Origin of the sequence: Streptomyces sp. NBC_01296 (genome assembly GCF_035984415.1) — a bacterium.
Taxonomy (GTDB): Bacteria; Actinomycetota; Actinomycetes; order Streptomycetales; family Streptomycetaceae; genus Streptomyces.
Window position 1 is genome coordinate 1,574,604 of the sequence record NZ_CP130720.1, and the last position, 18,484, is coordinate 1,593,087.

At 73.1% G+C, this 18,484-nt stretch carries 16 protein-coding genes and 1 pseudogene; 8 read left to right on the plus strand and 9 right to left on the minus strand.

Going from position 1 to position 18,484, the window contains the following annotated elements; all coding sequences use genetic code 11:
- Nucleotides 1–26: 26 nt before the first annotated feature.
- A complete protein-coding gene (locus OG299_RS07485) occupies nucleotides 27–1,235 on the minus strand; it encodes a CapA family protein (RefSeq protein WP_266635338.1) in 1,209 nt (402 codons plus the stop codon).
- Nucleotides 1,236–1,499: 264 nt separating this feature from the next.
- Between OG299_RS07485 and OG299_RS07490 the strand changes: the two genes are divergently transcribed.
- Complete coding sequence (locus OG299_RS07490) at nucleotides 1,500–2,039, plus strand: sigma-70 family RNA polymerase sigma factor (RefSeq protein WP_266635337.1); 540 nt, start codon at nucleotides 1,500–1,502, stop codon at nucleotides 2,037–2,039.
- A 225-nt stretch (nucleotides 2,040–2,264) separates the two neighbouring features.
- Nucleotides 2,265–2,729: a hypothetical protein gene (locus OG299_RS07495; RefSeq protein WP_327364474.1), complete on the plus strand. Its 465-nt coding sequence runs from the start codon at nucleotides 2,265–2,267 to the stop codon at nucleotides 2,727–2,729.
- 63 nt (nucleotides 2,730–2,792) lie between these two features.
- On the opposite strand, the gene OG299_RS07500 is transcribed toward OG299_RS07495, so the two are convergent.
- The 4 genes from OG299_RS07500 to OG299_RS07515 all read right to left on the minus strand — a co-directional run bounded on the left by OG299_RS07500 (nucleotide 2,793) and on the right by OG299_RS07515 (nucleotide 7,577).
- Nucleotides 2,793–3,206, minus strand: a complete 414-nt coding sequence (locus tag OG299_RS07500) for a hypothetical protein (protein WP_327360983.1) — start codon at nucleotides 3,204–3,206, stop codon at nucleotides 2,793–2,795.
- A 26-nt stretch (nucleotides 3,207–3,232) separates the two neighbouring features.
- Entirely contained in the window at nucleotides 3,233–4,093 is an 861-nt protein-coding gene (locus OG299_RS07505) for an Fpg/Nei family DNA glycosylase (RefSeq protein ID WP_327360984.1), read from the minus strand.
- 99 nt (nucleotides 4,094–4,192) lie between these two features.
- Nucleotides 4,193–6,292, minus strand: coding sequence for a SpoIIE family protein phosphatase (locus OG299_RS07510; protein WP_389866463.1), 2,100 nt, complete (start codon nucleotides 6,290–6,292; stop codon nucleotides 4,193–4,195).
- Nucleotides 6,264–7,577 carry a DUF6777 domain-containing protein gene (locus tag OG299_RS07515; RefSeq protein WP_327360986.1) on the minus strand — a complete coding sequence of 438 codons (1,314 nt, stop codon included), beginning with the start codon at nucleotides 7,575–7,577 and terminating at the stop codon, nucleotides 6,264–6,266. The genes OG299_RS07510 and OG299_RS07515 overlap by 29 nt, the downstream gene beginning before the upstream one ends.
- 183 nt (nucleotides 7,578–7,760) lie before the next feature.
- On the opposite strand from OG299_RS07515, the gene OG299_RS07520 reads away from it, so the two are divergent.
- From OG299_RS07520 to OG299_RS07530, 3 genes are read left to right on the plus strand one after another with little or no spacing between them, the layout of a single operon-like run.
- Nucleotides 7,761–8,627, plus strand: a complete 867-nt coding sequence (locus tag OG299_RS07520) for a YndJ family protein (RefSeq protein ID WP_266635332.1) — start codon at nucleotides 7,761–7,763, stop codon at nucleotides 8,625–8,627.
- Nucleotides 8,624–9,157, plus strand: coding sequence for a DUF1990 domain-containing protein (locus OG299_RS07525; protein WP_327360987.1), 534 nt, complete (start codon nucleotides 8,624–8,626; stop codon nucleotides 9,155–9,157). Before OG299_RS07520 ends, OG299_RS07525 begins: the two co-directional genes overlap by 4 nt.
- A gap of 20 nt (nucleotides 9,158–9,177) precedes the next feature.
- Nucleotides 9,178–10,617, plus strand: a complete 1,440-nt coding sequence (locus OG299_RS07530; protein ID WP_327360988.1) for a lipase maturation factor family protein — start codon at nucleotides 9,178–9,180, stop codon at nucleotides 10,615–10,617.
- Here OG299_RS07530 and OG299_RS07535 read toward each other — a convergent pair.
- Both OG299_RS07535 and OG299_RS07540 read right to left on the minus strand, forming a co-directional pair.
- Entirely contained in the window at nucleotides 10,603–11,586 is a 984-nt protein-coding gene (locus OG299_RS07535) for an NAD-dependent epimerase/dehydratase family protein (RefSeq protein WP_266635329.1), read from the minus strand. The genes OG299_RS07530 and OG299_RS07535 overlap by 15 nt on opposite strands.
- Nucleotides 11,587–11,770: 184 nt before the next feature.
- Nucleotides 11,771–11,947 carry a hypothetical protein gene (locus OG299_RS07540; RefSeq protein WP_266635950.1) on the minus strand — a complete coding sequence of 59 codons (177 nt, stop codon included), beginning with the start codon at nucleotides 11,945–11,947 and terminating at the stop codon, nucleotides 11,771–11,773.
- Between the two features lie 343 nt (nucleotides 11,948–12,290).
- On the opposite strand from OG299_RS07540, the gene OG299_RS07545 reads away from it, so the two are divergent.
- The gene (locus OG299_RS07545; RefSeq protein WP_327364475.1) at nucleotides 12,291–12,818 is read left to right on the plus strand and encodes an HD domain-containing protein; all 528 of its coding nucleotides are present in this window, start codon (nucleotides 12,291–12,293) and stop codon (nucleotides 12,816–12,818) included.
- 110 nt (nucleotides 12,819–12,928) lie between these two features.
- Here the strand turns inward: OG299_RS07545 and OG299_RS07550 are convergent, their stop codons facing one another.
- Nucleotides 12,929–14,422, minus strand: a complete 1,494-nt coding sequence (locus OG299_RS07550; protein ID WP_266635328.1) for an SDR family NAD(P)-dependent oxidoreductase — start codon at nucleotides 14,420–14,422, stop codon at nucleotides 12,929–12,931.
- A 246-nt stretch (nucleotides 14,423–14,668) separates the two neighbouring features.
- Between OG299_RS07550 and OG299_RS07555 the strand changes: the two are divergent.
- Nucleotides 14,669–15,412, plus strand: a pseudogene (locus OG299_RS07555) (DMT family transporter); the annotation flags it as partial.
- Nucleotides 15,413–15,514: 102 nt separating this feature from the next.
- Here the strand turns inward: OG299_RS07555 and OG299_RS07560 are convergent.
- Nucleotides 15,515–16,777, minus strand: a complete 1,263-nt coding sequence (locus tag OG299_RS07560; protein ID WP_327360989.1) for a transglycosylase family protein — start codon at nucleotides 16,775–16,777, stop codon at nucleotides 15,515–15,517.
- Between the two features lie 185 nt (nucleotides 16,778–16,962).
- Here OG299_RS07560 and gndA point away from each other — a divergent pair, with 185 nt between their 5' ends.
- On the plus strand, nucleotides 16,963–18,405 hold the full coding sequence (gene gndA, locus OG299_RS07565; protein WP_327360990.1) for an NADP-dependent phosphogluconate dehydrogenase: 1,443 nt from the start codon (nucleotides 16,963–16,965) through the stop codon (nucleotides 18,403–18,405).
- Nucleotides 18,406–18,484 lie beyond the last annotated feature (79 nt).

An 18,484-nucleotide genomic window follows, 5' to 3' on the forward strand; every position in this document is an offset into this window, starting at 1 on the left:
GTGACGGGGGCGGCCGGGGGCTGCGGTTACTTGGCCATCGTCAGGCCGTCCTTGGCCGCGCCGCGGCTGAGGACGGCCTCGCTGATGGCTTCCTGCGCCTCCTCGTACTCCCCGTCCGAGGACCGCGCGAGGGCGGCGGGCAGGTTGACGACCTTGCCGGCGGACAGGTCCATCATCTGCGGGACGAACTCGGCCTTGGTGACCTGCCAGCGCCGGCCCGCGGCTGCCGGCGGGGCGAAGGTGAAGCGGCCGATCGAGCCGTAGTTGCCGCGCATGTCCCGCGCGCCCGAGTAGTTGAACATCTCGCCGGCGACCTGGTCGCCCATGCCGTAGATGATCCACGTCCCGTTGACCTTCTCGTAGGGCTGCGGGATGTGTGCGTGCGTGCCCAGGATCATGTCGATGTCGGGGCGCCCGCCGGTCTGCGCGGCCGTCAGCGCCTTGCCGAGCGCGAGCTGCTTCTCGTCCGGCTCGGTCTGCCACTCCGTGCCCCAGTGCACGCTGACCAGGACCACGTCCGCGCCCGCCTTCCGGGCGGCCCGCGCATCCGCGATGATCTTGTCCTTCTCCATCAGGTTGACGGCCCACGGCTGGCCTTCCGGCAGCGGGTAGCCGTTCGTGTCGTACGTGTACGCCAGGTGCGCGACCTTCGCGGAGCCCGCCGTGTACAGGGTCGGCGTAGCCGCCTCGGCCGCCGTACGGGCCGAACCGGCGTGCTTCAGACCGGCCTTGTCGAACTTGTCGAGGGTGCGCTTCAGACCTTCGGCCCCGGCGTCCAGGGTGTGGTTCGAGGCGGTGGAACAGCCGTCGTACCCGGCGTCCTTGAGCCCGTCGGCCACCTCGGGCGGGGACTGGAAGGCCGGGTAGCCGGTGAACGGCCCGCCGTCCTCCCCGTACACGGTCTCCATATGGCAGATGGCCAGGTCCGCGGCCGAGACCACCGGCTTGACCAGGGAGAACATCGGCCTGAAGTCGTGGCCGTCGCCGTCCGCGTCGGCCGCCGCCCGCTTGATGACGGAGTCGTGCGGCAGCACGTCGCCGGTCGCGACCAGGGTGAAGCCCTTCGCGGCGCCGTCCGGGGCCGCGTGGGACCCGGAGCCGCTGGACGGCGCCGGGGCGCGGGAGTTGCCGAGGCGGGCCGGCGCGCGCTCCTTCCCGGCGGAACAGCCTGCGGCGGCCGCCGCCAGGAGGACAGCCGACAGGAGCGCGAGGGCCTGCCGGGTGTGCTTGGTCATGGGGCCAGCTCTCATTAGTAGGACTATCTGACCATCTGTAATCCATGGAGGTGGACGTCACCAGTCGGGGAACGGCTCCGGGACCGCCCGGCCTCACCCCGGCGGCCGTTCGCCGCGCCGTTCGACCGTTCACCGCCGGGCGCGGCCGCCCACCGGATGACCGGGGTGCTTGGGCGCACCGCCGGGACCGGACGGTTCCCGGGGCGCTCCGTGCAGGTGAGGGTGAGTCCGTCGGACCCGAACGGACCCAGGAAGGAGCCACTCGTGCCCCTCTCCCCCACCCTCCTGCGCACGGATCCCGAGGCGCTGGCCGAACTCCAGCGCGACCACGGGCGGGCCCTGTTCGGTTTTCTGGTCGGCCTCACGGCCGGGGACTCCCAGCGCGCCGAGGACCTCGTGCAGGAGACCCTGGTCCGGGCCTGGCAGCACCCGGAGGTGCTGGAGAGCGACCACGAGTCCATGCGGCCCTGGCTGTTCACCGTGGCGCGGCGCCTGGCGATCGACGCCCGGCGGGCGCGGCTGTCACGGCCGCAGGAGGTGGACCCGGAGGGACTGGAGCAGGCGCCCGCGCCCGAGGACGCGGTGGCCGGCTCGGTCACGGCGATCGATGTCCGGCGGGCCGTGGGCTCGCTCGGGCCGGAGCACCGCGAGGTGCTGATGCAGGTCTACTTCCAGGACCGCTCGGTGGCCGAGGCGGCTGCAGAACTCGGGATTCCGGCAGGAACGGTCAAATCCCGTACGTACTACGCACTGCGCGCCCTGAAGAAGGGCCTCCAGGGGTACGGGTACGACCTCGGCGCCTGAGCACCCGGGGGAACCACGCAGCGAACGAACCGAATGCACGCGGATCGGACACAAAGCGCACCGAAATCGGCCTCAGAGCGTTCAAGTTGGGTAAACATCCCCCGTTCCGCGCGCCGCTCGGTGAAGGCTCATGGCTGACGACGGGAAGCTCGACGCGCGGGAGAAGGTGGAACGGTGCAGCCCGAGGGTACGAACGGCACCAGTGACGGCGGGCTCGCGGTGCCCATGGCATGGCTCTATGCGGAGTACATCGCCGACGAACTGCTGCGCACGGGCCGGCTGATCCCGGTCAGTACCCTGGAGTTCCGCGCCGGGCGGGACACGCTCGCGCTGACGATCTACCTCTCCGACGCGGCCGGCGAGCTCTCCGGGATCCGGGTGGTCTCGCAGCTCGACGAATGGCTGTCGCTGACGGCGTACGGGCACCCCTGGCGGGACTGGGTGCACACCCGGTTCCTCGCGCTGGGCGAGGAGGCGAGGGAGCACGGCCGCGGTGAGGACCCGGACCTCGAACTGGCCCGGGCGGCCTGGCGCTGGCTGGACCGCACCGAACTGTTCGCCACCAACCTCGACCCGGGCCGGCACGGCCACGCCGACGCCCCGCTGGGCCTGGACGAGAACGCGCGGGTGTGGACCCCGGCCTGGCAGCTCGGGCTGCCGCTGGGGCACTTGGCGATGCACCTGTTCTGACGCGGGGAGCTCCGAGGCGGGGCACCGGCGCGGGGCACGTGCCGGACGCGGAAGCCCCGCGGGTCAGGCGGGCCGGTGCGGGCCCGGCGCCTCGGCCGGATCCATCACCAGGCCGGTGAAATCGGCCTCGTTGCGCTCGGCCCGGGTGACGTACCACCGGGCGATCAGCCACATCACCGGGTACACCACCAGGCCGAGCGCCACCCAGACCAGCGGCCCCGAGGAGGAGCGCGGCAGCGCGAACAGCACCGGCAGCGTCCCGACGACCAGCGCGAGGGCGCCCAGCACGCCGAGCCCGGCCCGGAGCTGGCTGCGCATCAGGGCCCGTACGTAGGTGGCGCCCAGGGTGGTCTGCTCGGAGATCTCCGAACGGGCCGGGGTGTGCGCGGGCGGGCGGCGGCGGGCGCCGCGGGGCACACCCGTGACGATCTCCCGCCGGGGCGGCGGCGGCTGGTGCTGCGGCTGCTGCTCGGCCATGGGGCCGGAGTCTACGCAGGGGGACGTCATTTGAGGAGACGGGAGAGCCTGCGGTCGGCGAGCGGCTTGCCGCCGGTCTGGCAGGTGGGGCAGTACTGGAGCGAGGAGTCGGCGAACGACACCGAGCGGACGGTGTCCCCGCACACCGGGCACGGCTCCCCGTCCCGGCCGTGCACCTGCAGCCCGCTCTTCTTCTCGGCCTTGAGGTTCCCGGCGGCCACGCCGTGCGCGCGCTCGACGGCCTCCCGCAGGGTCCGCCGGACGGCCTCGTACAGGTGGGTGATCTGCTCCTCGTCGAAGGAGGCGGCCAGTTTGAAGGGCGAGACCTTCGCGGCGTGCAGGATCTCGTCGCTGTAGGCGTTCCCGATCCCCGCGATGACGCCCTGATCGCGCAGCACGCCCTTGATCTGCCGTCGCTCCCCGGCGAGGAGCGAGGCGAACGCGTCCCGGTCGAAGCCCTCGGAGAGCGGGTCGGGGCCGAGGCGGGCGATGCCGGGCACCTCCTGGGGGTCGCGGACGACGTACACCGCGAGGCGCTTCTGGGTGCCGGCTTCGGTGAGGTCGAAGCCGCCGCCGCCCTCGAGGACGACGCGGAGCGCGAGCGGCCCCTTGCCGGGGCGGGGCGGTTTGTCGGGCAGGGTGTCCTGCCAGCGGAGCCAGCCGGCCCGGGCCAGGTGGGTGACGAGGTGGAGTTCGCCGATCCGGATCGCGAGGAACTTGCCGTGCCGGGTGGTGGACCCGGCCGGCTGCCCGCCCAGGGCGGTGAGCGGCGGGTCGTACGTCTTGAGCACGCTGACGGCGAGCGGGAGGACGCGCTCCACCACCCGCCCGGCGAGGTGCTCGTCGAGGAACTCCCTCAGGGCCTCGACCTCGGGCAGCTCGGGCATGCACCCAGCCTGCCGCGCGAGCCCCGTACCGGCGACCCGAACCGGGAGCTGCACGCCGGGCCCGCACCGCTCGGGCCGGGGCGGCGGTGGAGGTGGAGGTCAGGACATCGCGAACTCGCACCAGACGCATTTGCCGCTGCCCCGGGACTCCACGCCCCAGACGTCCGCCAGGCGGTCCACCAGCATCAGCCCGCGGCCCGAGACGCCCGATTCGCCCGCCTCGCGGCGGCGCGGGAGCGCGCTGGAGCGGTCCTCGACCTCGACGCGGAGTCTGCGCTGCGCACCCGGCAGGACCCGCAGGGTCACGATCGCCGGGCCGTCCGTGTGCATCAGGGCGTTCACGATGAGCTCGTCCGCGACGAGTTCGATCTCGTCGGACCGTTCCCGCGCGCCCCACGACCGGACCGCCGCGCCGATCATGTGGCGGGCCGCGACCAGGGCTTCCGGGTCTCCCGGGGCCACGTGCTGCTGGAGGCGGCCGCCGCCCTGCGGGGCCTCCTCCGCCTGGCGGCGCAGCAGGAGCAGCGCCATGTCGTCGTCGCCGCCCCGCTCGTCGATCACCCCGCACAGCCGGTCCGCCAGCCGTGGCAGGTCCGCCGGTCCGCTCCGGATCAGCGCGGTGAGCAGTTGGATCCCGTCGTCCAGGTCCGCGCCGGGATGCTCCACAAGGCCGTCCGTGCAGAGCAGGATGGTTTCTCCCGGGTCCAGTTCCACGGTGGTCACCGGGTACTCCAGGCGGCCGAACTCCGCCGACAGGCCCAGCGGCATCCCGCCCTCCACGGGCAGCCGCCGGCAGTCGCCGTCCCGGGTGCGCAGCAGCGGGTCGATGTGCCCGGCCCGGACCAGCTGCAGCACGCCCGTGGTGAGGTCGGCCTCCACGTACGTGCAGGTCGCGAAGCGGTCGGTGTCGAGTTCGTGCAGGAAGACCGAGGCCCGGGCCACGACGGTGCCCGGCGAGTGGCCTTCGGCGGCGTACGCGCGCAGCACGATCCGCAGTTGGCCCATGACCGCAGCGGCGTGCGTGTCGTGCCCCTGGACGTCGCCGATGACCGCCCCGACCCGGCCTCCCGGCAGTGGGATGACGTCGTACCAGTCGCCGCCGATGTCCTGGCCCATCCGGGCGGAGCGGTACCGTACGGCGATCTCCGCACCCGGCACCGAGGGGATCCGGCGCGGGAGCATCGCCTGCTGGAGGCCTTCCGCCAGGTCGTGCTCCTGCTCCAGCAGCATCGCCCGCTGGAGGCTCTGCGCGATGCTGCTGCCCAGTGCGACCAGCAGGTTCCGCTCGTCCTGGGTGAAGCCGTCCTTGTCCTGGTAGAGCAGTCCGATCGCGCCGATCGGGCGGGCCTGGGCGATCAGCGGCAGGTAGGCGGCCGCCGAGATCTCCATGGACGAGATCTTGGACCAGAGATCGGGATATCCCTCGGCGAACTCCTCGGCGGAGTCGAGGAAGCGCGGTTGCAGCGAGCGGACGACCTCGCTCATCGGGTACTGCTCGTCGATCCGGGTGTACCGGGTGCCGGGTACGAAACTGTCGGCGGGCCCCTCGGCCACGAGGTGGATCCGCCCGGCCTCGACCAGGCCCATCACCATGCCCATGGAGCCGAGCCGCTCCAGACCGTGGGCGTCGCCGATGACGTCGATGACGTCCCGCACGGTCCGGGCGTGGGCGAGCGCGGCGGTGGTGCTCTCGACGACGGAGGTCTGACGGCGCCGCGCCTCGTCGAGGCCGAGGCGTTCCGCCGAGTGGCTGAGTTCGTCGGTGGCGTCGCGGACGATGCCGATGATCCGGAACGGGCGGCCGTCGGGGCCGCGCATGACGCGGCCCTGGGTGTGCGTCCAGCGCAGCCGGCCGTCCTGGCAGCGGATCCGGAAGTAGGCGCCGTAGTTGTCCTCGGCGCTCTTGAGGGCGCTGGAGACGAGGGCGTCGAGCCGGACCGCCTCGGTGGGCGGGACGCGCGAGGAGAGGGATTCGGGCCGTCCGTCGTACTCCTCGGGCGTCATGTCGTAGACGTCGAGGGCCGCTGCGTCCAGGTGCAGGAGACCGGTGTCCAGGTCCCAGTCGAAACTGCCCATGCGGTTCAGCGAGAGCGACCGGTCCGGGTGTGCGGGCCAGTCGTCCGGCAGCGATACGGTGGTCGGCACCGATCCACCATGACACACGGGCCGGTCAGGCGCTCCCCCGCGAGCGGGCGGCATCCGAGCGCGACTGCTGCAGGCCCGGGGCTCCGAAGGGGTCGTGCGGGGCGAACGGGTCATCGGCGTCGTACGGGGCGTTCGGCGGCTGCACCGGGCCGTCGGACCCCGGCGGGATCCCCGGGTCGGCCGGGACCTGCGGGGGCAGGTCGGAGGGGACGTCCGAGAGGGCGTCCGGGGGGACGTCGCCCGGCGGGTTCCCGGGCGCATCGGAGCGCGGCCGCGCGGGCGGCTGCGCAGGCTGCTGCCGCTGCGGGGCCGGTTGCGTGCCCGCCTGCGGACCGTCCGGCCGGGCCTGCTCGCCCTGCGGCACGCAGTCCGTGGCCTGGGGGGCGGGGAGCCCGGCGGCACCGCCCGGCGGCTTCGGCGGGGCGGGCGGCGCGGTCCGGGCCAGGCCGTTCGCACCCGCGTTCGCATCGGTCTCGGGCGGGGCGCACGGCTCCGGCGAGGCGACCCCGGGCGCGGTCACAGGGCCTACGGGGATGCCGTCCGCCGGGTCGAACGCGGGGACCACCTGCGGGGTGCGGTCCTGGGCGCCGTCGTCGCCGGTCTTGCGCTCGAGCCAGGTGTTGTCGGCGATGTTGACGATGACCAGGCTCTTGATCGCGTTCGGGGTCGGTTCGATGACGATCACCTGCTGCGGCTGGTAGCCGCTCCACCGGTCCCCCTTGAGCGCCGGGGAGCCCTTGGCGGCGCGCGGCGCGAGCAGCGGATTTCCGCCGCCGCAGCGGACGCGCGGCATGCCGTGGTCGTCGACGAGGACGGCGGTGCCGGCCTGCAGGACGGACTGGAAGCCGACCGCGCGGCCGTCGCGGAAGGCGTGGTTCGTGACCCGGGTGTCGGCGCGCAGGACGACCGGGGTGAGACCGCGCAGGAACTCGGGGATCTTCGCGGTCTCGATGGAGGCGCCCTGGGCGAAGGCCTTGGCCTTGGCGTCGGCCTCGGTGAGGCTGCGCAGCTGCTGTTCCACGTCGCAGCTGCCCAGCCGCTGGGTGCCGCCGTACAGGCCGGGGGTGGCCGCATTGACGGTCCGGATCCCCTGGCCGGTCGGGTTGGGCAGCGGGGGCTGCGCGGGAGCGGACTCACGGGTGGCGGAGGAGGTGGTGAAGGGGTCGGGCCCGGCCGTGGCCACGGGCTGGAGCAGGACCTCGTGGCTCTCGGGTCCGGGCGCGCTCTGGGGCTCCTCGGAGCTGCCGCAGGCCGCGGCGAGCAGACCGAGGAGCGTGAAGAGGGCTGCGCGGGCCGGTGTATGACGACGCGGCGCCTGACGGGGTGTCCGTACGTACACGTTGATTCTCCCTTTTCGCCCCGGTTGCTCCCTCTTGTCTGCCGTATCCGCGGGAGGGCCGCAACCGGAGCGCCGGGACGAATCCCGGGCCGCGTCTTGAACATGTTCAAGGAACCTCGTAAGGTCACGACCGTGAGTTGAACGCGTTCAAAGTGTTCGGCCGCATCCGGAGGGGAGTCCGCAGTGACGGTACTGGTGCATCTGATCGTCACCCTGGGCATGCTCTACGTCGTCCCCGCCGGCCTCCGCCTGATCGACCCGGCCGGGCTGCGCGGGATCGCCCGGATCTGGCCCCTGCTCGCCGCCCCCGGGGCCCTGTGCCTCTGGCTGCCGCGCGGCAGCGCCGCGACCGTGCTGGCCGTTCTGTATGCGGCGGCCACCCTGGCCCTCGCCGCCCGTGCCCCGGCCCGGCTGCTGCGGGCCCTGCGGATGCCGGCCGCCAAAACCCGCACCCTCGTGCCGGCCGAGATCGCCGTGTTCACCGCGCTGGTCTCGCCCTCGGTCGCCGGGACCGCCCTCGTCGCCGAGCGCGCCGGGTACCGGCTGTTCGGCTTCGACCTGGACATCCTGGCGCTGACCGTGCCGCACTTCCACTTCGCCGGGTTCACGGCCGCCCTGGTCGCCGGGCTGGTGTGCCGGGCCGCCACCCCCGCGCACGGCACGGCGCTGTCCCGATGGGCGGCTTACAGCGTCCCCGCCGGGACCCTGCTGGTCCTCCTCGGGTACTTCGTGGACGACTGGGCGGAGCTGGCGGGCGCGGTGGTGCTGACCGCCGGGATGTGGGCGGTGGCACTGCTGACCTGGCGGGAGATCCGGCCCGCCGCCGGGGACCCCACCACCGGGGCGCTGCTCGCGACCTCGGCCGCGGTCCTGGTGGCCACGATGCTGCTCGCCCTGTGGTGGGCGGCCGGCGAGGCGACCGGGATCACGCACCCCACCCTGACCTGGATGGCCGCCACCCACGGCCTCGGCAACGCACTCGGATTCGCCCTGTGCTCGGTGCTGGCCTGGCGCCGGCTGACCGTCGACCGAATGGAGATCACGCCATGACCCGCCTCATCAGCGCCGGCCGTGACACCGTCAACTACCCCGACCGGGGTGCGACGGGGCGGCGGCCGCTGCCCGCCGGATACCACCACCTGCACCACCGCACCCGGGTCGGCCACGGGCAGGCCGCCTTCGAGACCGCCGGGACCGCCGTCACCACCTTCGGCGCCCACCGGGCCTCGGGCATGCTGGTCCGGGCCGGCCACGGCGCCGTCCGCCCGGGGAGCCGGGTGGTGGTCGGGATCGGCTTCGGGCCGCTGCGGATCGACGCCCCGTGCGAGGTGATCTGGACCGCCTACGAACCCCACCGGGTCGGGTTCGCGTACGGCACGCTCGCCGGCCACCCGGAGTGCGGGGAGGAGTCCTTCATGGTGCTCCGGGACCCGGACGGCACGGTGTGGTTCGAGGTGACCGCCTTCAGCCGCCCGGGCACCTGGTACACCCGGCTCGCGGGCCCGGTGATCCCCTTCCTGCAGCTGCGTTACGCCCGATGGCTGGGCCGTACCGTGCGCAGGCTGGCCGCCGCGGCCTGATCCGCCCGATACTGGAGGGGATGGACTGGTTCACGGCGCCCGGTTACTGGCTGGGCCGGCTGGTCTTCCAGCGGGCCCTCGCCGGCGTCTACCTCTTCGCCTTCGTCGCGGCCGCCCTGCAGTTCCGGGCACTGATCGGGGCGCGCGGCATGCTGCCCGTGCCGCACTATGTGCGGTACGTGCCGTTCAAACACGCCCCGAGCCTGTTCCAACTGCGCTACTCGGACCGGCTCTTCGCCTGCTGCGCCTGGGCGGGGGCCGCGATGGCCGCGGCCCTGGCCGCGGGGGCGGGGGACCTCGTTCCGCTGGGCGCGGCCATGGGGATGTGGGCGCTGCTGTGGCTGCTGTACCTGTCGATCGTGAACGTGGGGCAGACCTGGTACGCCTTCGGCTGGGAGTCGCTGCTGCTGGAGGTGGGCTTCCTCGCGGTCTTCCTCGGCAACGCGCGGGTGGGGCCGCCGGTGCTGGTCCTGTGGCTGCTGCGCTGGGTGGTGTTCCGGGTGGAGTTCGGCGCGGGGCTGATCAAGATGCGCGGGGACTCGTGCTGGCGCAAGCTGACCTGCCTCTACCACCACCACGAGACGCAGCCGATGCCAGGGCCGCTGAGCTGGTTCTTCCACCATCTGCCGAAGCCGCTGCACCGGGTGGAGTGCGCGGCCAACCACGTGACCCAACTGGTCGTCCCGGTGTTGCTGTTCACTCCGCAGCCGGTGGCCTCGTACGCGGCCGGGATCATCGTGGCGACGCAGCTGTGGCTGGTGCTGTCGGGCAACTTCGCCTGGCTGAACTGGATCACCATCACGGCGGCCCTGCCGGCGGTCGACTTCACGGGGCTCGCAGGGCCGCCGCCGGCCGCCGCGTCGAGCCCGGCGCCCGTATGGTTCGCGGTCCTGGTGTGCGCGGTGACGGTGCTGGTGCTGGTGCTGAGCCGGCATCCGGTGCTGAACATGGTCTCGCGGCGCCAGGTGATGAACCGCTCCTTCGACCCCCTGCACCTGGTCAACACGTACGGGGCCTTCGGCACGGTGGGCCGGATCCGGGACGAGGTGGTGGTCGAGGGCACCGCGGACCCGGTGCCGCGGGAGGACGGCGCGTGGCGGGAGTACGGGTTCAAGGGCAAACCGGGTGATCTGCGGCGGATGCCGCGCCAGTTCGCCCCGTACCACCTGCGGCTGGACTGGCTGATGTGGTTCGCGGCGCTCTCCCCCGGCTACGCGCGGGACTGGTTCGGGCCGTTCGTGGAGCGGCTGCTGGCGGGCGACCGGGACACGCTGCGGCTGATCCGCCACAACCCCTTCCCGGACGCCCCGCCGGTGTACGTGCGGGCCAGGCTGTACCGCTACCGGTTCACCACCTGGCGGGAGCTGCGCGAGACGGGCGCCTGGTGGCACCGCAGACTGCTGCGCGAGTACCTCCCGCCGACCCGCCTCGCCGAAGCGTCCTGGTCAGAGCCCGAGTAGCAGCGCCTCGCGCTCCGCCGACACGCCCTTGGCCGAGCGGTCGGGGCGCAGGGGGACGGGGCCGTCCAGGGACCGGAGCCAGGTCCAGGTGTCGGCCACGGTCTCCTCGATAGGGCGGCACCTCAGGCCCGCCGCCAGCGCCTTGGAGACGTCGCCGCCGAACATGTAGTCGTGCAGTTCGCCCTCGGGGAGCCAGATCGGCAGTTCGGTCCAGGGCTCCACGCCGGCCTCCGCGATCCGGTCCTGGTCGATCCAGCGGAGCTCGGCGGCGCCGCCGGTCACGGCCGCGCAGGCCTCGAGGAGTGCGCCCATCGTGGCGTGCCCGGCCGGGGAGACCGCGTCGTACGCGCCGCCGTGCCCGGCCTCGGCCGCGTCGAGCGTCCAGTGCGCGAGGTCGCGTACGTCGATGTACTGGATCGGGAGACCGGGCCGGCCGGGAGCCGGCGTGGGGCCGCCGCGGGCGGTCCGCTCCAGCCACCAGGGCAGTCGGCCGACGTTCTCGTACGGCCCGATGATCAGCCCGGCGCGTACCAGCAGGGCCCGGTCCCCGAAGGCGTCGACGGCGGCGAGCTCACCGCCCCGCTTGTCCGCGGCGTAGGCCGTGGACTCGGCGTCGGCCGAGCCGTCGACCACCGGGCCGTCTTCGGTCAGGCCGGCGGGGGCGGGGTACGCGTACACCGAGCGGCTGGAGATGTACACGTACCGCCCGGCGCGGCCGGCCAGCAGCCGGGCGCTGTCGCGGACGGCGGTCGGGGCGCCGCTCCAGGTGTCGACGACGAGGTCCCACTCCCCCGCGGCGAGGGCGTCCAGGCCCCCGGGCGCGGTGCGGTCGCCGTGCAGGGCGGAGGTGCCCGGCGGGGGCGCGTGGTGCCCGCGGTGGAAGACGGTGACCTCCCAGCCCCGGGCCAGGGCGTCTTCGGTGATCGCGCGTCCGACGAATTCGGTACCGCCCAGCATCAGTAGCTTCATGCTGGCCAGCGTGCCGGGAACGGAGGGCGGCCGGAAGTCTTGATCGCCCACAGCGATGACGCTCACGGCGTACGGGTATCGGGAACCTCTCACGCGTCCCGCACGGTCGGGGCGGTGGGCGGTGGGCTCAGCACCGCGCCCCCGTCGCCGGTCGGCTCGGGGGCGCTGCGTGACGTCGTCGGGGTCAGTCGATGCCGGGCAGGATGTGGGACTCCGCCAGGTCGTCCTCGTAGCCCGCGAGCCGGATGGGGGCGGACCGGGCCCAGACTTCGAGGCTGCCGAGCTCGTCCGAATGGGGGCGGACCCGCCCTGCCGGGCGCTCTCCCAGCGTCTCGTCGGACTTCGTCGTCGTGTCTGTCACCGCGCACTCCTTTGTGTCGCGTAACCCGGAGGGCGAGCCGCGCGCCGGGCACAAGGGATAAAGGGTTTCCGGACGCGGTGGCGCCTTGGTGGAGCGTGACCTGGATGCGGCCGTCTTGTGCCACTCAGATTACACATATGAGCGCGTCCCTGCTCAATAGACTGGCAAAATCCACTCGACGGCTTGATTTCTCCGCGCGTTCAGGAAGTCGTACGCCGATGTGCCCGTGACGGGTGGTCTGCTCGACCGGAGCAGCACGACTGGAGTGCGGGCGGCGGAAGGAGCGGCGGTGGCGAGGTCCGGAGTGCCGGTGGTACCGAGGGTCGACAGCGTCGAGGAGCTGATGGAGCTGCTGCTCGCGTGCCGCGGGGCGTGGGACACGCCCGACCGCAGCGGAGACCCGGTCGATCTGCACGATCATGGGCTACAGACTGCTGCACTGCTGCGCCGCTCGCATCCGTTCGACAAGGAGCTCCAGGTCGCCGGACTCGTCCACGACCTGGGCCATCTGCTCTTCCCCGGGGACGACGCGGGCCACGCCGACCATGCGGCGGAGGCGATCCGTCCGCTGCTCGGGGAACGGGTGGCACGGCTGGTACGGCTGCACGTGCCGGCCAAGCGCTATCTGGCGGCCGTGGAGCCCGATCGGGCGCTGTCCCCGCAGAGCGCGCTGACCCTGCGCGCGCAGGGCGGGCTGATGGACGGGGCGGAGGTCCGCGCCTTCGCGGCCGACCCCGATGCAGAGGCGGCCGTGACGTTGCGCCAAGCGGATGACGCGGGCAAGGTCGTCGGGCTCGACGCGGGCGTGATGGAGGACTGGCGTCCGGTCCTGGAGCTGGTGGCGGCGGGGGCGTACGAGCGCACGCCGTGAAACGACCGTGCCCCGGCCCCCTCGGGAGGGGGCCGGGGCACGGTCGTACGGCAGGCGGTGGCGCGGGGCGGCGGCGGGCCGCGGGGGCGGCGCGGGGCCGCCCGGGCCGGCTACCAGTTGGCCGGCGCGTAGTCCTTGAGGAAGACGCCGTACAGGTCCTCGCCGGCCTCGCCGCGGACGACGGGGTCGTAGACCCGGGCCGCACCGTCGACCAGGTCGAGGGGGGCGTGGAAGCCCTCTTCGGCCAGGCGCAGCTTGTCGAAGTGCGGGCGCTCGTCGGTGATCCAGCCGGTGTCGACCGAGGTCATGAGGATCCGGTCGGCCTCGAACATCTCGTGGCCGCTGGTTCGCGTCACCATGTTCATCGCGGCCTTGGCGGCATTGGTGTTCGGGTGCCCCGCGCCCTTGTAGCCGCGGCTGAACACGCCCTCCATCGCCGAGACGTTGACCACGTACGCACGTCCGCTGGACGCCCTGCGGGCGGCCTCGGCCATCGCCGGGCGGAGCGCGCTGATCAGGATGAACGGCGACGTGTAGTTGCACAGCTGGGTCTCGAGCAGCTCCACCGGGGAGATCTGGTCGATGGTCTGCACCCAGGTGTTGGTCTCGACGACGTCGGGCAGCAGGCCGCCCGCGTCGATGGCGGTGCCGTCGAGGTGCCGTTCGATGCTGGCGTTGCCCGCGACCAGGGCGAGGTCGGCGACCTTCTGCGCGTCGAGCCCGCTCACGCCGACGGGCAGCGCCGCCAGGCCGTCGACCGCACCGGAGTTGAACGCGCCGATGACGTGGTGGGCGGGGAGCTCGCCGGCCGGCAGCGGGGCGCTCTCCCCCTCGACCAGCGCTGCGTACGCGCTGGGCAGGCGGCGCACGGTCTGCGTCGCGTTGTTGATCAGGATGTCGAGCGGACCGGCCTCGGCCATCTGGTCGGCGAGCGCCACGGCCTGGCCCGGGTCGCGCAGGTCGAGTCCGACGACCTCCAGGCGGTGCATCCAGTCCGCCGAGTCGTCCATCGCCTTGAAGCGGCGGATGGCGTCCTTCGGGAAGCGGGTGGTGATCGTCGTGTGGGCGCCGTCGCGCAGCAGCCGCAGCGCGATGTACATGCCGATCTTGGCCCGGCCGCCGGTGAGCAGCGCGCGCTTGCCGGCGAGGTCGGCGCGGGCCTCGCGCTTGGCGCGGTTGTGGCCGGCGCACGGCTGGCAGAGCTGGTGGTAGAAGTAGTCGACCTCGACGTACCGCGTCTTGCAGATGTAGCAGGAGCGCGGGCGCTGGAGTATCCCGGCGATCCGGCCGGCCTCGGTGACCGAGGAAGGCAGGATGCCCTCGGTCTCGTCGTCGATGCGCTCGGCGGAGCCCGTCGCGGTGGCCTCGGTGACGGCCTTGTCGTTGGCGGTCTTGGCGGCGCGGCGCTCCTGGCGGCGGCGCTGCTTGACCGTGCGGTAGAGGCCCGCGGTGGCGCGGCGTACGGTGATGGCGTCGGGGTGGTCGACGTCGAGCTCGTCCAGCTCGTCGAGCACGCTGAGGCAGAGGGCCAGCCGGTCGGGGTCGATGCCCGGCCCGTAGCCGTGGTCGTCCCCGGTCACGTGGTTGTCTTCGGTCACCGTCATGGCCGCTGCCGTTCCTTGATCACTCGTCCGCAACCGCCTGCTGCGGAAGTCCTCAAAACCGCCACTGTACGGATCCGACGCGCCCGGAACCAAACCCGTTCTCCCGGGTCTCACGCACCGCGACGGGGCCGTCACCTTGGGCAGGGGCCGGGGGGCCTGTACTCCTTTCGGTGTATGCCCGAGGTATGACCGGTGACCACCTGTAGGGGGAGGAATAGGCAGCTCAGGTGGGGCATTGTGGAATTCATGAGTGCCCTTGCGCTGTCGGTCCTGCTCTGCCTGGTGTCCGCCGTCGCGTACGCGTGCGGCGCGATCGTCCAGGAACAGGTCGCGGCGAGCACCCCGGACCGCCCGTACGCGCTGCTGCACCGGGCCGGCTGGTGGTTCGCGGTCGGGCTGAACGGCCTGGGCGCCCTGCTGCACGTGGTGGCCCTCGCGTACGGGCCGCTGAGCCTGGTGCAGCCGCTCGGTGCGCTGACCATCGTCTTCGCGCTGCCGATGGCGGCGGTCCTCGTACACCGCCGGGCGGGTGCGGCGGCCTGGCGCGGCGCGGTGCTGGCCACGGTGGGGCTGGCCGGGCTGCTGGCGCTGACGGGCGGGGACGGGGACACGGACCAGCCGCTGGCGGGCGGGGAACGGAGCCTGCTGCTGATCGTCACGGGGGCCGGGGTGGCCGGGCTCTTCGCGGCGGCGCAGCGGATGCACCGGCCGGTACTGCGCAGCGTGCTGCTGGCGGCCGCGGCGGGGGTGGCCTTCGGCATGGCCTCCGTGTTCACCAAGTCGGTGGCCGAGAACGCCGAGAGGCTCACCCCGGGCGCGCTCGGCTCCTTGTGGCCCGACCTGACGGTGATCGCCGTCCTGGCGGCCGGCGGACTGCTGCTCTCCCAGGCGGCCTACCGGGGCGCGGGGCTGACCGCGCCGCTGGCCACGGTGACCGTGGTGAACCCGGTGGTCGCGGCGGCGGTCGGCATCTCCGTGTTCGACGAGGGCTTCCGGTACGGGGCCGCGGGTACGGCGGCGGCACTGGCGAGCGGCGTGGTGGCGGCGGCCGGCCTGATACTGCTCACGGTCGTACCGCCGCAGGTGCGGGGGTCAGATGCTGACGCCGCGGCCGCGGAGGTACTTCAGCGGGTCGATGTCGGAGCCGTAGCCGGGGGACGTGCGCATCTCGAAGTGGAGGTGCGGTCCGGTGGTGTTGCCGGTGGAGCCGGAGCGGCCGATCCGCTGGCCGCCCGAGACCTGCTGCCCGGCCTTGACCCCGAGCGCCGACAGGTGCGCGTACTGGGAGTACCGGCCGTCGGCGTGCCGGATGACGACCTGGTATCCGTACGCACCGGCCCAGCCGGCGGAGACCACCTCGCCGGGGCCGACGGCTTTGACGGAGGTCCCGGTGGCCACCGGGAAGTCGACGCCCGTGTGGTAGCCGCTGGACCAGGAGGAACCCGCGACGTGGTACGAGGTGCCGATGGCGGCGGCGTCCACGGGGGCGACGAAGCCGCCCGAGGCGGGCTTCTGCTGCACTGAGGCGGCTGCGGGGGCGGGCTTCTCGGCGGGCTGTGCGGCCGGCTTCTCCGCCGGTTTCCCGGCCGGCTTCTGCGCGTTCGGCTCCACGGGCTTGACCGGCTCGGCCGTACGCGGCGGCTTCTCGGGGTTCTGCGCGGGCGGGGCGGTCGGCGGGGCCGGCGCCGCGGTGATGCGCAGGGTGAGCCGCTGACCGGGGAAGATCAGGTTCGGGTTGCCGCCCACCGTGGCCCGGTTGGTCTCGTACAGCGCCTGCCAGCCGCCCTCTACGTGCTGGCTCGTGGCGATCGCCGAGAGGGAGTCGCCCGGCGCGACGACGTACGGGTTCGGCAGGACCGAAGTCCCGGTCGGGCGGGGCGTGGTGGTCTGCGGGGCGGCGGGCTCCGCCTCCTGGACCTGGACCTGGACCTTCACGCCCTGGCCCTGACCTTGTGGGGAGACGGCGGGCGCCGGGCCGCTGCGCGAGAGCCCGGACTGCTTCCCGCAGACCGGCCAGGCCTGCGGGCCCTGTCCCTCGAGGACCTTCTCGGCGACCGCGATCTGCTGGTCCTTGGTGGCCTGGTCGGCGCGGGCGGCGTACGCGGTGCCGCCGAAGGCGCGCCACGTGCTCTGGCTGAACTGGAGCCCGCCGTAGTAGCCGTTGCCGGTGTTGATGTGCCAGTTGTTGGTGGACTCGCAGTCGGCGACCTTGTTCCAGGTGTCCACCGAGGCGGCGTGGGCGGTTCCGGCACCGATCAGAGGGAGTGCGAGCCCGGCGCCACCGGCGGTGACGGCGAGCGAGGCGCGGTTGATGCTGCTCGGCTGGTACCGGCGGTGCCGACCCCGTACACCCATGGGAGCCCCCATTGAAGACATCAGGAACCGCACAACCTAACGGCGCGATCAGAGCATGACAAGGGGCGCAACAGGGCGCACCTTCGCGGAAGTTGACAAGCTTTCGCATGGCGTGGGATCTGCAGGTATATCTGCCCGTGTAGCGTCGCTTTGACCCGCACATCGAAGCACTCAGGAGCGCATGCATGAGCAGCACGGCCCAGATCGGTGTCACCGGGCTCGCGGTGATGGGGAGCAACCTCGCCCGGAACTTCGCCCGCAACGGCTTCTCCGTCGCCGTCCACAACCGGACGGCCGCGAAGACCACCGCGCTGGTGGAGGAGTTCGGGCACGAGGGGACCTTCGTCGCCGCCGAGTCCGCGAAGGAGTTCGTGGACGCGCTGGAGCGGCCGCGCCGCCTGATCGTCATGGTGAAGGCCGGGGAGCCGACCGATGCCGTGATCCGCGAGTTCGCCCCGCTGCTGGAGCCGGGCGACGTCATCATCGACGGCGGCAACGCGCACTTCGAGGACACCCGGCGGCGCGAGAAGGAGCTGCGCGAGCAGGGCATCCACTTCGTGGGCGCCGGCATCTCGGGCGGCGAGGAGGGTGCGCTGCTCGGCCCGAGCATCATGCCGGGCGGTTCCGCCGAGTCGTACGCCTCCCTCGGTCCGATGCTCGAGAAGATCGCGGCGAAGGCCTCCGACGGTACGCCGTGCGTCTCGCACGTCGGCCCCGACGGCGCCGGACACTTCGTCAAGATGGTGCACAACGGCATCGAGTACGCCGACATGCAGCTCATCGCCGAGGCCTACCACCTGCTGCGCGAGGTCGCCGGCTACTCCCCCGCGAAGATCGCGGAGACCTTCCGGGCGTGGAACCGGGGCCGGCTGGACTCGTACCTGATCGAGATCACGGCGGAGGTGCTCGCCCACACCGACGCAGCGACCGGGCGCCCGTTCGTCGACGTCGTGGCCGACGCGGCCGAGCAGAAGGGCACCGGCCGCTGGACCGTGCAGATCGCGCTGGACCTGGGCGTGCCGGTGTCGGGGATCGCGGAGGCCGTCTTCGCCCGTTCGGTTTCGGGCCACGGGGAGCTGCGTACGGCATCCCGGGGGCTCGCGGGCCCGGCGGCCGAGCCGCTGTCGACGCAGGCGGCGGACGCGTTCGCGGCCCAGGTGGAGCAGGCGCTGTACGCCTCGAAGATCGTCTCGTACACCCAGGGCTTCCACCAGATCCTGGCGGGCAGCGAGGAGTACGGCTGGGGCGTGGACCCGGGCGCGGTGGCCTCGCTGTGGCGGGGCGGCTGCATCATCCGGGCGGCGTTCCTGGACCGGATCCGCACGGCGTACGACGCGCAGCCGGACCTGCCGAGCCTGCTGGCGGACGCGGGCTTCGCCCAGGAGATCGGCGCGGCGCAGGACGACTGGCGGGAGGTCCTGGTGGCGGCGGTGCGCCACGGCATCCCGGCCCCGGCCTTCGCGGCCTCACTGGCGTACTACGACGCGCTGCGCGCGGAGCGGCTCCCGGCGGCCCTCACGCAGGGGCAGCGGGACTTCTTCGGGGCGCACACCTACCGGCGCACCGACCGCGAGGGCTCGTTCCACACCCTCTGGAGCGGCGACCGCTCCGAGATCCGTACGGCCTAGCTCCGGGCGGCCCGGCTCCTGCTCAGGGGGCCGGGCTGCGGGAGCGGCGCGGGCCCGGGCGGCGGCGGTACCGGATCGG

Excerpts from the sequence above, each read along its gene's own strand:
- OG299_RS07485 (WP_266635338.1), bottom strand. The coding sequence starts at position 1,235 with ATGACCAAGCACACCCGGCAGGCCCTCGCGCTCCTGTCGGCTGTCCTC.
- OG299_RS07495 (WP_327364474.1), top strand. The coding sequence starts at position 2,265 with ATGGCATGGCTCTATGCGGAGTACATCGCCGACGAACTGCTGCGCACG.
- OG299_RS07500 (WP_327360983.1), bottom strand. The coding sequence starts at position 3,206 with ATGGCCGAGCAGCAGCCGCAGCACCAGCCGCCGCCGCCCCGGCGGGAG.
- OG299_RS07505 (WP_327360984.1), bottom strand. The coding sequence starts at position 4,093 with ATGCCCGAGCTGCCCGAGGTCGAGGCCCTGAGGGAGTTCCTCGACGAG.
- OG299_RS07510 (WP_389866463.1), bottom strand. The coding sequence starts at position 6,292 with ATGCCGCCCGCTCGCGGGGGAGCGCCTGACCGGCCCGTGTGTCATGGT.
- OG299_RS07525 (WP_327360987.1), top strand. The coding sequence starts at position 8,624 with ATGACCCGCCTCATCAGCGCCGGCCGTGACACCGTCAACTACCCCGAC.
- OG299_RS07530 (WP_327360988.1), top strand. The coding sequence starts at position 9,178 with ATGGACTGGTTCACGGCGCCCGGTTACTGGCTGGGCCGGCTGGTCTTC.
- OG299_RS07535 (WP_266635329.1), bottom strand. The coding sequence starts at position 11,586 with ATGAAGCTACTGATGCTGGGCGGTACCGAATTCGTCGGACGCGCGATC.
- OG299_RS07545 (WP_327364475.1), top strand. The coding sequence starts at position 12,291 with ATGGAGCTGCTGCTCGCGTGCCGCGGGGCGTGGGACACGCCCGACCGC.
- OG299_RS07550 (WP_266635328.1), bottom strand. The coding sequence starts at position 14,422 with ATGACGGTGACCGAAGACAACCACGTGACCGGGGACGACCACGGCTAC.
- OG299_RS07560 (WP_327360989.1), bottom strand. The coding sequence starts at position 16,777 with ATGGGTGTACGGGGTCGGCACCGCCGGTACCAGCCGAGCAGCATCAAC.
- gndA (WP_327360990.1), top strand. The coding sequence starts at position 16,963 with ATGAGCAGCACGGCCCAGATCGGTGTCACCGGGCTCGCGGTGATGGGG.